Annotated in this window: 9 protein-coding genes and 1 tRNA gene; 8 read left to right on the top strand and 2 right to left on the bottom strand. The window is 74.6% G+C overall.

Annotated features, from left to right (window positions below; all coding sequences use genetic code 11):
• Window positions 1–58 precede the first annotated feature (58 nt).
• Genes fdnG through nrfD form a run of 3 tightly spaced genes read left to right on the top strand, consistent with a single transcriptional unit; the run spans window position 59 to window position 5,537 of the window.
• Window positions 59–3,364, top strand: coding sequence for a formate dehydrogenase-N subunit alpha (gene fdnG / locus NLU66_RS15375; RefSeq protein WP_259360485.1), 3,306 nt, complete (start codon window positions 59–61; stop codon window positions 3,362–3,364).
• Window positions 3,361–4,356 carry a 4Fe-4S dicluster domain-containing protein gene (locus tag NLU66_RS15370; protein WP_259360484.1) on the top strand — a complete coding sequence of 332 codons (996 nt, stop codon included), beginning with the start codon at window positions 3,361–3,363 and terminating at the stop codon, window positions 4,354–4,356. Before fdnG ends, NLU66_RS15370 begins: the two co-directional genes overlap by 4 nt.
• Window positions 4,353–5,537 carry an NrfD/PsrC family molybdoenzyme membrane anchor subunit gene (nrfD, locus tag NLU66_RS15365; RefSeq protein ID WP_259360483.1) on the top strand — a complete coding sequence of 395 codons (1,185 nt, stop codon included), beginning with the start codon at window positions 4,353–4,355 and terminating at the stop codon, window positions 5,535–5,537. The genes NLU66_RS15370 and nrfD overlap by 4 nt, the downstream gene beginning before the upstream one ends.
• Before the next feature lie 50 nt (window positions 5,538–5,587).
• Here the strand turns inward: nrfD and selD are convergent, their stop codons facing one another.
• Window positions 5,588–6,631, bottom strand: a complete 1,044-nt coding sequence (selD, locus tag NLU66_RS15360) for a selenide, water dikinase SelD (protein ID WP_267136236.1) — start codon at window positions 6,629–6,631, stop codon at window positions 5,588–5,590.
• A gap of 193 nt (window positions 6,632–6,824) precedes the next feature.
• Between selD and NLU66_RS15355 the strand changes: the two genes are divergently transcribed.
• From NLU66_RS15355 to selB, 4 genes are all read left to right on the top strand, one after another.
• Complete coding sequence (locus NLU66_RS15355; RefSeq protein WP_259360482.1) at window positions 6,825–7,928, top strand: fatty acid desaturase family protein; 1,104 nt, start codon at window positions 6,825–6,827, stop codon at window positions 7,926–7,928.
• A 92-nt stretch (window positions 7,929–8,020) separates the two neighbouring features.
• Window positions 8,021–8,115, top strand: a tRNA-Sec gene (locus NLU66_RS15350).
• Between the two features lie 60 nt (window positions 8,116–8,175).
• Entirely contained in the window at window positions 8,176–9,510 is a 1,335-nt protein-coding gene (gene selA / locus NLU66_RS15345; protein ID WP_259360481.1) for an L-seryl-tRNA(Sec) selenium transferase, read from the top strand.
• The gene (gene selB / locus NLU66_RS15340; protein ID WP_259360480.1) at window positions 9,510–11,348 is read left to right on the top strand and encodes a selenocysteine-specific translation elongation factor; all 1,839 of its coding nucleotides are present in this window, start codon (window positions 9,510–9,512) and stop codon (window positions 11,346–11,348) included. Before selA ends, selB begins: the two co-directional genes overlap by 1 nt.
• A gap of 28 nt (window positions 11,349–11,376) precedes the next feature.
• On the opposite strand, the gene NLU66_RS15335 is transcribed toward selB, so the two are convergent.
• Entirely contained in the window at window positions 11,377–11,853 is a 477-nt protein-coding gene (locus tag NLU66_RS15335) for a hypothetical protein (protein WP_259360479.1), read from the bottom strand.
• 109 nt (window positions 11,854–11,962) lie between these two features.
• On the opposite strand from NLU66_RS15335, the gene NLU66_RS15330 reads away from it, so the two are divergent.
• Window positions 11,963–13,237, top strand: coding sequence for a hypothetical protein (locus tag NLU66_RS15330; RefSeq protein ID WP_259360478.1), 1,275 nt, complete (start codon window positions 11,963–11,965; stop codon window positions 13,235–13,237).
• Window positions 13,238–13,248: the final 11 nt, after the last annotated feature.

Below are 13,248 nucleotides of genomic sequence, written 5' to 3'. Positions count from 1 at the left end.
CCCGACCGCTCCGTCGGACCGCACCCCCGCCGGTCACCGCGCTGTTAGCATCGATCCCATGGCTCGACCTGTGCTCCTGAACTGGCCGGTGCTGCGCCAGCTGCGCGGCGCCGACCGGGCGGGCCGCGGCGCCGCCGTCACCTCCCCGGCGACCCGCGCCACCACGCCCCGCACCGCCACGGCGGACGGCATGGCCGAGAGCGTCTGCCCCTACTGCGCGGTGGGCTGCAGCCAGCGGGTCTACCACCGCGACGGCAAGGTCGTGCAGATCGAGGGCAACCCCGACTCGCCGGTCTCCCGTGGCCGGCTCTGCCCCAAGGGCGCCGCGAGCGAGCAGCTCGTCAACTCCCCGCTGCGGCAGACGACGGTGCGCTACCGCGCCCCCTACGCGAGCGACTGGCAGGACCTCGACCTCGACACCGCGGTGGACATGATCGCGGACCGCTTCCTCGAGGCGCGCCGGAACCACTGGCAGGACGAGGACGAGCACGGCCATCCGCTGCGGCGGACGATGGGCATCGCGAGCCTCGGCGGCGCGACCATCGACAACGAGGAGAACTACCTCGCGAAGAAGTTCTTCACCGCCGCGGGCGCCATCCAGATGGAGAACCAGGCGCGCATATGACACTCCGCGACGGTTCCCGGTCTGGGAGCCTCGTTCGGACGCGGCGGCGCGACGCAGTCGGTGCAGGACATCGCGAACGCTGATTGCATCGTCATCGAGGGATCCAACATGGCGGAGGCGCACCCGGTCGCCTTCCAGTGGGTCATGGAGGCGAAGAAGCGCGGCGCGCGCGTGATCCACGTGGACCCGCGGTTCACCCGCACCTCCGCCAACGCGGACCGTCACGTGCCGATCCGCACGGGCACCGACGTCGTGCTGCTGGGCGGGCTGATCCGCCACGTGCTCGAGAACGACCTGTGGTTCGAGGAGTACGTGCGGCTGTTCACGAACGCCTCGACGATCCTCTCCGAGGAGTACGCGGACGCCGAGGACGGCGACGGCCTGTTCTCCGGCTACGACCCGGAGACCGGCACCTACGACAACGCCACCTGGGCGTACGCGGGGGAGCACGAGCAGGTGCGGCGCGGCCTGCCCGAGCGGGACGAGACCCTGCAGCACCCGCGCAGCGTGTTCCAGGTCCTGAGGCGCCACTACGCCCGCTACACCCCGGAGATGGTGGAGGCCACCTGCGGCATCTCGCCGGAGGACTTCGCCTACCTCGCGGAGTCGATCACCTCCGCCTCCGGCCGCGAGCGCACCACCTGCTTCGTCTACGCGCTGGGCTGGACCCAGCACCAGGGCGGCGCGCAGATGATCCGCACCGCGGGCGTGCTGCAGCTCCTGCTCGGGAACGTGGGCCGGCCCGGCTCCGGGATCATGGCGATGCGCGGCCACGCCACGATCCAGGGCTCCACGGACATCCCGACGCTCTACCACATCCTCCCCGGCTACCTGCCGATGCCGAAGGCCGGTCAGGACGACTTCCGGGAGTACGTCGACGCGATCGGCCACAAGGAGCAGAAGGGCTTCTGGGCGAACGCGGAGACCTACACGGTGAACCTGCTGAAGGCCTGGTGGGGTGACGCGGCGACCGCCGAGAACGACTGGGCGTACGACTACCTGCCGAAGCTGACCGGCGCCCACGGCACCTACCAGACGACGATGCGGATGCTCGAGGACGGGGTCGACGGCTTCTTCCTGCTGGGCCAGAACCCGGCGGTGGGCTCCGCCAACGGGCGCCTCCAGCGGGAGGCGATGAGCCACCTCAAGTGGCTCGTGGTGCGCGACTTCCACATGATCGAGTCCGCGACCTTCTGGAAGGACGGCCCGGAGATCGAGACCGGGGAGATGCGCACCGAGGACATCGGCACCGAGGTGTTCTTCCTGCCCGCCGCGAACCACACGGAGAAGGCCGGCTCCTTCACCCAGACCCAGCGCATGGTCCAGTGGCGCGACAAGGCCGTCGACCCGCCGGGCGACGCCCGCAGCGAGCTCGACTTCGTCTACGAGCTGGGGTGCCGCGTGCGCGAGAAGCTCGCCGGCTCCACCGACCCGCGGGACCGCCCGCTGCTCGACCTCACCTGGGACTACCCGACGGACGAGCACGGCGAGGTCGAGGCGGAGGCGGTGCTCGCGGAGATCAACGGCCGCCACCTCACGGGGGAGAAGGCAGGGCAGCCGCTCTCCGCCTTCGCGGAGATGACGGCCGACGGCGCGACCGACGGCGGCTGCTGGATCTACGCCGGCGTCTTCGCCGACGGCGTCAACCAGGCCCGTCGCCGCACCCCCGGCGCGGAGCAGGACGAGATCGCCGCGGACTGGGGCTGGGCGTGGCCCGCGAACCGTCGGATCCTCTACAACCGTGCTTCCGCGGACGCCGAGGGCAGGCCGTGGAGCGAGCGCAAGAAGCTCGTGTGGTGGGACGAGGAGCAGGGCCGCTGGGTCGGCCACGACGTCCCCGACTTCCCGGCGACGAAGCGCCCCGACGACCCCGGCGACCCCGGCAAGGGCGGCGCCGCGGCGCTGTCCGGCACCGACGCCTTCATCATGCAGGCCGACGGCCGCGGCTGGCTCTTCGCCCCGACCGGCCTGGTCGACGGCCCGCTGCCCACGCACTACGAGGCACCCGAGTCCACGGTCCCGAACCCCCTGTACCTCCAGCAGACCAACCCGACCCGGGTGGGCTTCACGGCGGGGGAGGACAACCTCAACTCGCCCGGCGCCCTGGGCCTCGGCGGGCGCGTGTACCCGTACGTGTTCACGACCTACCGCATCACCGAGCACCACACGGCGGGCGGCATGAGCCGCTTCCTGCCCTATCTCTCCGAGCTGCAGCCCGAGCTCTACATGGAGGTCTCGCCGGAGCTCGCCGCCGAGGTGGGCCTCGAGCCGTACGGCTGGGCGACGGTGATCTCCGCCCGCTCCGCGATCGAGACGAAGGTGCTGGTCACCGAGCGGATGACGCCGCTGCGGATCGGGGGCCGCACGATCCACCAGGTGGGCCTGCCCTACCACTGGGCCCGCGGGGACCAGGCGATCGTCACGGGCGACGGGGTCAACGACCTCATCGGCATGAACCTCGACGCGAACACGCAGATCCAGAACTCCAAGAACAACGCGTGCGCGATCCGGCCAGGACGCCGCCCGCGCGGCCCGGCGCTGCTCGAGCTCGTCGAGGAGTACCGTCGCCGGGCGGGCATCGTGGACGCCGAGCACCATGTGCTCGAGCGCCCGGACAGCCCGCGCGAGGCGCAGCTCGATCCGACCGACGAGTCCGTCGCGCACCACGCGCGCGGACCGGAGGAGGCCCCCGCCGTGCCCGTCGCCCAGCCGTCCCAGCGCGAGATGAGGAACCGATGACCCCGCCGCTGCCGCCCCTGCTCGCCGGACCGGAGGGCCCCGCGGCCGATTCCGGCTGGGGCGCCGGCACCGAGCGCAAGGGGTTCTTCACCGACACGTCGATCTGCATCGGCTGCAAGGCCTGCGAGGTCGCCTGCAAGGAGTGGAACCGCAACCCGGTCGACGGCGACCTCGAGATCCTCGGCTCGAGCTACGACAACACGGGTGCCCTGGGTGCGAACACCTGGCGGCACGTCGCCTTCGTCGAGCAGAGCAAGGACCGCATCGAGGAGGCCCGCGAGTCCGGTCGCCGGCTCGTGAGCCTCGGGATGCCGAGCATCGGCCCCAAGGAGCGGGCGGTGCCCGCGGCGTCCGCGGACACGACCCCGCCGGACACCCCCGAGTTCCGCTGGCTGATGTCCTCGGACGTGTGCAAGCACTGCACGAACGCGGGCTGCCTGGACGTGTGCCCCACGGGCGCGATCTTCCGCTCCGAGTTCGGATCGGTCGTCGTGCAGTCCGACGTCTGCAACGGCTGCGGCACCTGCGTGGGCGCCTGCCCGTTCGGCGTCATCGAGCGCCGCGACGACGGCACCGTCTCCGCGAAGGTGGACCGCGAGGAGCCCGTCCCGCACCGCGGCACGGCGAACAAGTGCACGCTCTGCTACGACCGGCTCGTGGACGGCGAGCAGCCCGCCTGCTCGGCCACCTGCCCCACCCAGTCGATCACCTTCGGCGACCGCGAGGACCTCGTCGAGGAGGCCCGGGCCCGTCTTGCGCAGATGCACTCCCAGGGCCGCACCGAGGCCCGGCTCTACGGCGCGAACAGCGACGACGGCGTGGGCGGCACCGGTTCGGTGTTCCTGCTGCTGGACGAGCCCGAGGTCTACGGCCTCCCGCCGGACCCGCAGGTCCCCACGAAGGACATGCCGATGATGATGCGGCAGGTCGGCGTCGCCGCGCTCGGCATGGCCGCCGCGACGGCCCTCGCCTTCCTGGGAGCCCGTCGATGACCCTCACGCCCTTCGACGCGGACCGCCCTCCCGAGCGCCCGCGCCGCCGCCGTCGGCCGGCCTCCTCCGGCAGCACCGAGGGCCGACGCCCGCTCGACCCCTCGGGGAGGCGCCGCGGCGCGGGAGCGGATGCCGGTGACCGCGAGATGTCCCTCGTCGGGGACATGGAGTTCGAGTCCTACTACGGGCGGCCCATCGTCAAGGCGCCGCCGTGGGAGGAGCCGATCGCGCTGTACCTGTTCGTGGGCGGCGTGGCGGGCGGCTCCGGCCTGCTGGCCCTCGGCGCGCACGCGAGCGGTCGCCCCGGCCTGCGTCGCGCGGCCCGGCTCACGGCCCTCGGCGCGATCGGGGTGGGCACCCCGGCCCTCGTCGTCGACCTCGGCCGCCCGGAGCGCTTCCTCAACATGATGCGCACCGTGAAGATCACGAGCTTCATGAGCATGGGCACCTGGATCCTCTCCGCCTCCGGGGCGGTCGCGGGCGTGAGCGCCCTGATCGAGGTGGACCGCCTGAGCGGGGAGCGGCTGCCGCTGGGCCCGCTGCGCCCTGCTCTGCACGCCCTCGACACGCCCGCCGCGATCGCCCAGGCGGGCACCGGCGCGCTGCTCGCCACCTACACCGGCGGCCTGCTCGGCGACACGGCCGTGCCCACGTGGTCCGCCGGCCGGCACGACCTGCCGCTGCTGTTCGGCTCCTCGGCGACGCTCGCCTCCGCGGGCGCCGCCCTCGTCCTCGCCCCGGGGCGCGAGCTGGGGCCCGCGCGGGCCCTCGCCGCAGCGGGCGTCGCGGGGGACCTGCTGAGCATGCACCGCATGAAGGCGTCGATGCACCCGCTCGAGGCGGAGCCGCTCGAGACCGGCCGGGCGGGGCGCCGCCTGCGCTGGGCGGAGCGGCTCGCCGTGGCCGGCGGCGTGGGAGCCGTGGCCTCCGGGCTGCTGTCCGCGGGTTCGGGCGCGGGCACCGGCTCGGGGCGCTCCCGGGTCCGGACGGCCGGTCGGGTGCTCACGGCCGCGAGCGGCCTCGCCCTGCTGGGCGCCTCCGCGCTCACCCGCTTCGGCGTGCTCGAGGCGGGGCTCGAGTCGGTGAAGGATCCTCGGCGCGTGGTCGAGCCGCAGAAGGCGCGGCTCGCGGCCCGACGGGCGGCCGGCACGTTCGACGACTCGATCACCACGGGCGCCTGAGCTCGCACCGAGTGCTGCGGCACGGTGCCGCGGCGCGGCACCGGGGCGGGTCAGCGGACGCGGATCCCGGAGCCCTCCACGGTCTCGCCGATCACCGGGTAGCCGGGCACCTCGCCGACCACGAGCAGCCCGCCCGAGGTCTGGGCGTCCGCGAGCAGCAGCAGGTCCTCCTCGGTGCGGCCGGCGTCGGCCGTGACATGGGGGCGCACCCAGTCGAGGTTCCGGCGGGTGCCGCCGGAGACGAAGCCGTCCCGCAGCGCCTCCGCCGCGCCGTCCACGAGCGGCACCGCGGAGCGGTCGATCACGGCGCCCACCCCGGAGGCCCGGGCCATCTTGTGCAGGTGCCCCAGCAGGCCGAAGCCCGTCACGTCCGTCGCGGCGCGCGCCCCGGCCTCGAGCGCGGCGAGCGAGGCGTCGCGGTTCAGCTGCGTCATCGTCGCGATCGCCGCCTCGAACACCTCGCCGGTGCTCTTGTGGCGGTTGTTCAGCAGGCCCACGCCGATCGGCTTGGTCAGCGTGATCGGCAGGCCGGCCTCCGCGGCGTCGTTGCGCAGCAGGCGCTCCGGGTCCCCGATGCCCGTGACGGCCATGCCGTACTTGGGCTCGGGATCGTCCACGCTGTGCCCGCCGATCACCGGGACCCCCGCCTCCCGGCCCACGGCGAGGCCGCCGCTGAGCACCTCGCGCAGCAGGTCGAAGGGGAGCACGTCCCGTGGCCAGCCCACGAGGTTGATCGCGACGACGGGGGTGCCGCCCATCGCGTAGATGTCGGAGAGCGCGTTGGCGGCGGCGATGCGGCCCCAGTCGTAGGGGTCGTCGACGACGGGGGTGAAGAAGTCCGCGGTGGAGAGCACCGCCCGGCCGCCGTCGATCCGCACCGCGGCCGCGTCGTCGCCGTCCTCGAGCCCCACGACCACCTGCTCGTAGGACTGCCCGGCGAGACCCGCGACGACCTCCTCGAGCTCGCCCGGCGGGATCTTGCATGCGCACCCGCCGCCGTGGGCCATCGTCGTCAGACGGACGGCCGGGGCCGACGGCGCCGACGGGGCGGGGGAGGAGGCAGGTGAAGAAGCTGGGGCGTCGCTGCTCGTCATGCTCCCGAGTCTAGGCATGCCCGTGGCCAGGGGGGGGCGAGCAGGGGAGCGGCCCGTCCCGCCCGGACCCGGCGCGCATGCGTGGGGCTCCCAGGCGGCACCCGTAGCCTCCTCGCGTCGGGACACTCCTCGGCACCTGCGCCCCGCGCAGCCGCGATGGCGCCACCGGCGTCCCCCCGAAGGCAGGTGCCCGATGACGGCCCTCACCCCCGCCCGCGCCACCGCCCCTCCCGGCGCCCCCACCACCGGCCAGATCGACGCCTCCTCCTTCCCTCCGCAGCTGCGCGCCTTCGCGGAGGTCTCCCGGCTGGTGAAGGCGGAGGGTCTGCTCGAGCGCGCCCGCGGCTACTACGCCGTGGTCGGCGCGGTGCTCGCCCTCGCGCTCGCCGCGTGCGGGGCGGGGATGATCCTGCTGGGGGAGAGCTGGTGGCAGCTGCTGATCGCCGCCGCCCTCGGCGTGATCTGCACCCAGATCGCCTTCATCGCCCATGAGGCCGGGCATCGTCAGGTCCTCGCCGGCGGGCGCGCGAACACCCGGCTCGCGCGGCTGCTGGCCGGAGTGGTGGGCCTCAGCTTCAGCTGGTGGGACTCCAAGCACTCCCGTCACCACGGCAACCCCAACCAGGTGGGCAAGGACCCGGACGTCGAGGTGGACACGATCTCGTTCCTCCCGTCGGACGCCGCCGAGGCCCGCGGTCTGCGGCGCTGGATCACCCGGCGCCAGGGCTGGCTGTTCTTCCCCCTGCTCACCCTCGAGGGTCTGAACCTCCACCTGCACAGCGCCCGTCACCTGCTCTCCCGTCGCCCCACGACGCGCCGCTTCACCGAGATGGCGCTCATCCTGGTACGCACAGCCGTGCTCGCCGTGCCCGCTTTCCTGCTGCTGCCGCCGCTCATGGCGGTCGCCTTCCTCGCGGTCCAGGAGGCCGTGTTCGGCGTGTGCATGGGGGCGTCCTTCGCCCCGAACCACAAGGGGATGCCGGTCGTGGCGCCCGCGGCCCGCCTCGACTTCTTCTCCAAGCAGGTGCGCACCTCCCGCAACATCGCCGGCGGATGGTGGGCGACGCTGCTCTACGGCGGCCTGAACCACCAGATCGAGCACCATCTGTTCCCGTCGATGCCGCGCCCGCACCTCGCGCGGGCCCGCGCGATCGTGCGCGAGCACTGCGCCCGGCTCGAGGTCCCCTACGCGGAGGTCCCGCTGCACCGCTCCTACCTCATCGTGGTGCGCCACCTCAACGAGGTCGGCCTCGCCGCCCGCGACCCCTTCGAGTGCCCGATGCTCGGCGCGCGCTGAGCGCCCGGCGCCGGGTGCCGGGCGCACCGGCGGGGAGCGATAGTCTTCCCGAGGGATGGGATGCCCGGCGCGAGCCGACGGCCTCGTCCCAGGGAGGCGTCCGTGTCCTGGTGGGCGCCGTGGTCTTCAAAACCATCGAGCCCGAGCATCTCGGGCTGGCGGGTTCGATTCCCGTCCGCCTCCGCCAGTCCGGGCCGCATGCCCGGTCCATCCCGCCGGGTCCGGCCCGGCCGTGCGAGGAGAGTCGATGACGCAGGGGAGCGCGCCGCAGGGCGCCGAGCACGAGGACCCTCGCCGTCGGATCCCGCGCACCGACGCGCTGCTCGCGCTGCCGGCCGTGGAGCGGGCCCGTGCGAGCCTCGGCGAGACCGTGCTCCGCGGGATCGTGCGCGCCGCCCAGGACCGTGCCCGTGCCGGGGAGATCACGCCCGAGCAGGTGGAGGACGCGGTGCTCGGCGCGATCGGCGACCACTCCGCCGCCTCGATGCGGCCCGTCCTCAACGCAACCGGCGTCATCGTCCACACGAACCTCGGTCGGGCGCCGCTCTCGGCGCCGGCCCGCGCCGCCCTGCAGGACGCCGCCGGATACACGGACGTCGAGCTCGACCTGGTGACCGGTGCCCGCTCCCGCCGCGGCGCCGGTGCCCGGGCCGCGCTGCTCGCGGCCTGCCCCGCCGCGGAGGACGCCCTCGTCGTCAACAACGGTGCCGCGGCGCTGCTGCTCGCGACGACCGCGCTCGCCGCCGGGGACGAGGTGGTGTGGAGCCGCGGGGAGATCGTGGAGATCGGCGCCGGGTTCCGCCTCGCGGACCTCGTCGCCTCCGCGGGAGCGCGCGTGCGCGAGGTCGGCACCACCAACCGCACCCACGCCGCGGACTACACCGCCGCCTGCGAGGACGGGCAGGTGGGCGCGCTGCTGAAGGTCCACACGAGCAACTACCGCATCGAGGGCTTCACGAGCGAGGTCGGCATCGACGAACTCGCCGGGATCGCCCACGAGCACGGCCTGCCGCTCATCGCGGACCTCGGCTCGGGGCTGCTGCGCCCGGAGCCCGTGCTGCCTGGGGAGCCTGATGCGGCCGCGGCCCTCGAGGCCGGGGCCGACGTCGTCATCACGAGCGGCGACAAGCTCCTGGGCGGTCCGCAGGCCGGGATCCTGCTGGGCACCGCCGCGACCATCGCCCGCCTCGCCCGGCACCCGCTCGCCCGCGCCGTGCGCGCGGACAAGCTCGCCCTCGCCGCCCTCGAGGCGACCCTCACCGGGCCCGTGCCGCCCGTCCTCGCGGCGCTGCGCACCGACCCCGCCGCGCTGCGCCGGCGCACCGAGGCCCTCGCCGCGCGGATCGGCGGGGAGGTCGTCGCGCACGACGGCCGCGTGGGCGGCGGAGGCGGCGCCGAGGTGCCGCTTCCCGGCTGGGCGATCGCCCTCGAGCCCGAGCTCGCCCCTGCCCTGCGCACGGGAGACCCGGCCGTGGTGGGCGTGCTCTCCCAGGGACGGCTGCTGCTGGACCTCCGCTGCGTGCCCGAGGCCCAGGAGGACGCGCTCGTGACGGCGGTGGACGCGGCGAGGGAGCACCGCTGATGCAGGTCGTCGCGACCGCCGGGCACGTGGACCACGGCAAGTCCACGCTGGTGCGCGCCCTGACCGGCATCGAGCCGGACCGCTGGGACGAGGAGCGCCGTCGCGGGCTCACGATCGACCTCGGCTTCGCCTGGACGACCCTGCCCTCCGGCGCGGAGGTCGCCGTCGTCGACGTCCCCGGCCACGAGCGCTTCCTCGGCAACATGCTCGCGGGGATCGGCCCCGCCCCGATCGTCTGCTTCGTCGTCGCGGCGGACGCCGGCTGGCAGGCGCAGTCCTCGGACCACCGCGACGCGATCGCCGCCCTCGGCATCGACCAGGGACTGCTCGTCGTGACCCGCAGCGACCTCGCCCCGGACCGCGTCGAGGAGGTCACCGCGCAGGCCCGCGCCGAGCTCGCCGGGACGGGCCTCGCCCAGGTGCCCGCCGTCGCCGTCTCCGCCCGCACCGGCGAGGGCCTGGACGCGCTGCGCGCCGCCCTCGACGACGTGCTCGCCGCCGCCCGCCGGCCCCAGCCGGAGGCGCCCGTGCGGCTGTGGGTGGACCGCGCCTTCTCGATCACCGGCGCCGGGACCGTCGTCACCGGCACCCTCAGCGGGGGAACCCTGCGCACCGGCGACACCCTCGAGCTCGCCGGGGCGGGGGAGCCGAGGCGCGTCCAGGTGCGCGGGCTGCAGTCCCGCGGGGGTCAGGTCCCCGAGCTGGGTCCCGTGAGCCGCGCCGCCGTGAACCTCCGCGGCGTGGACGCCGACGACGTGGCCCGGGGCGACGCCCTGCTCACCCCCGGGGCATGGCCGGCGACGGCGCTCCTGGACGTGCGCGCGACCGTCCCGGGCACCTTCGCCGACGCGCCGGGGGAGCTCGTCGCCCACGTCGGCACCGCCGCCGTCCCGGTGCGCGTGCGACCGCTCGGCGAGGACCATGCGCGCCTCACCCTCGCCCGCCCGCTGCCGCTGCGGGTGGGCGACCGGATGGTGCTGCGCGGCTCGGGGGAGCAGACCCTCCGCAGCGGCGCCCTCGTGCTCGACGTCGACCCGCCCGTCCTCACGCGCCGCGGGGACGCCGCCCGCCGGGCCGCCGCGCTCGCCGCGACCGGCGACGGCGGCGACCTCGCCGCGGAGGTCGCGCGACGCGGCGCGGTGCCGTCGGCCGTCCTCGCGCGCCAGGGGGTGCAGGTGCCGGCCGTGCTGCCCGAGGGCGTGGCGCGGGTGGCCGACGGCCGCGGCGGCGAGCTCCTCGCCGCGGAAGCGGCGCTGCGGGACTGGACCGCGCGGCTGCGCGCCCTCGTCGAGGCCGAGCACCGGGAGCACCCGCTCTCCGCCGGCCTGCCCCGGAAGGCCGCGCTCGACGCCCTGGCCCGGGAGCCGGCGCCCCGTGCCTCAGGCGCACCGCCGCTGCCGGCACCCGCGCTCCTCGAGGTCCTCGTGCGGCGCGCCGGTCTCGAGGATCAGGACGGCCGGCTCCGCGATCCGGCGCGGCAAGACGGCCTCGGCGACGCCGAGGGAGCCGTCGCCGAGCTCGAGCGGCGACTGCGTGCGGAGCCCTTCCGGGCCCCCGAGGCGGATGATCTCGCCGCCCTGGACCTGGGTCCCGAGCAGCTCGCCGCCGCGGCGCGCCTGGGGCGACTGCTGCGCCTGCCCGGCGAGGTGATCCTGCTGCCCACGGCGGCGGCCCTCGCCATGCGGGAGCTGTCCCGGCTCGAGCAGCCCTTCACGACCTCCCAGGCCCGGCAGGCCCTCGGCACCACACGGCGGGTCGTCATCCCGCTGCTCGAGCATCTCGACGCGCGGGGCTGGACCCGTCGCCTCGACGCCGGGCACCGTCAGGTGGCCCGCTGAGCGGGAGTCCTCATGTCGGGGTGTGCTCTCAGCCCCGGGCGGCCAGCCACCGCTGGTGCGCGGTGACCAGCGCGTGCTGCACCGCCGAGTGATCGGGGCCGCCGCTCAGCACGGACGGCACCGTCGCGGGCTCCCACAGCGCCCGGACGGGCACGGCCGTGCCGTCGTGCAGCAGCGCGAATGCCACGAGCCGGCGGTCCCCCGGGGTGGGCGGCGCGATCCGCTGCAGCTGCTCCCAGCGCACCGACTGCTCGGCGCCCACGAAGCCCGCCCACCGGAAACCGGCGGCGTCGATCCGCAGCCGCGAGCGCCGGGCGCCCCACAGCACGAGCGCCCCGCCGCCCAGGGCGAGCGCGGCGGGGATCAGCAGGGCCAGGAAGCCCGCCTCGCCCAGCACGAGCGTGAGCACCACCGCGCCGATCGCGGTGCCGACCCCGATCAGCATCACCGCAGGGCCGACGACGACGTTCACGTGGGAGTCGGCGGAGCGGAAGGTCGAATGCATGGCCGCCAGCCTATGGGGAGTCCTCCCCATCGCCGTGCGGCACGGGGGCGGCCTAGTCTCGGGAGCACGTCAGGGACAGTGGGGCAGGACAGACAGGGACGGTGCCGCGATGAGCGGGTTCTACGGTGCGGACACGGAGCAGCTGCGCGAGCAGGCGGGGGCCTGCCTGCGCGGCTCGGGCACCCTCAGGGACCTCATCGGGACCACCTCCGCGATGGTCGGCGCGGTCGAGTGGACGGGGCCCGACGCGGAGGCCTTCCGCGAGCGCTGGCAGTCCGAGGTGCGCGCCCAGCTCACCGCGCGGGCCGACGCCCTGCGCGCCCGGGCGGACGAGCTGACCGCCCAGGCCGAGGAGCAGGACGGCGCCTCCGACGGCGACGGCAGCGGCGGCGGCGGGCCCTTCGGCAGCCCGCTGCCGTTCCCCTTCCCGTTGCCGGGGCCGGGAGGGCCGTGGGAGAACCCCGGCCCCTTCGATCGTGCGAATCTGCCGAAAGGTCCACAGGAGTTCTACGGCGACCCCGGGTACGGCACCCGCGGGCAGATGTACGGCCAGCAGCGCCCGGTGGGGGAGCAGTTCACTTGGACCGACGATCTGCTCCCCGGGCAGGAGATCAGCAACGGGACGGGCACCCTGGATGCGCATGCCGGGGTGAACTACAGCGTCGGAGCGAGTCTGACCGAGGATCCCTACGGCAACCACACGGGTACCGTCGGTGCGCGCGGGAGCCTCGAGGCAGGAGTGGACACGCACCTGAACGGGCCCTTCGGTACCGGGATCGACGCGAGCGCACGGGTCGGCGCCGAATCCTATGCCGAGGCCGGTGGCACGGTGGGACCGGACGGGTACTCGTTCGGAGCCAAGGCGGGATCGGGGCTGTACGCGTCGCAGAGCGCCACTGTCGACGGACCGCTCGGGACCTCGGGCACCCTGACCCAGGACTACTTCGTGGGTGCCAACGCGGATGCCTCGCGGTACGCGCATCTGACGCGCAACGAGGATGGTCAGGCCAACGGGGTGACGTTCGGTGGCGGGGCGAACGCCTTCGCCGGCGGTCAGGTCACGCAGAAGTTCGAGCAGACGGGCCCGTTCGGCTGGTTCTCCGGGTCCACATCGATCAGCGAGAAGGCGGGGGCGGGCGCCGGGGCCTCGGGAGGGGCGACGATCTCCACGGATGAGGTCTCGGTGAACGTCGGTGGCCAGCTCGCCGTCGAGCTCGGGCTCGGGGGCACGACCAGTCTCGCCGTTCATCCGAACGCCATCGTCAACACCTTCACCCCAGGGGATTACGACCTCGACGACGCGATCTCCGACGCCTCCGGAGCCTTCGACGGCGCTCGTGATGCCGTGGGCAGCACGGTGAGCGCGATCAACCCCTTCGACTGAGCCCGACAACG

Source organism: Brachybacterium sp. NBEC-018 (genome assembly GCF_024860185.1).
Lineage (GTDB): Bacteria > Actinomycetota > Actinomycetes > Actinomycetales > Dermabacteraceae > Brachybacterium > Brachybacterium rhamnosum.
This window is presented reverse-complemented; position numbering and strand designations above follow the sequence as displayed.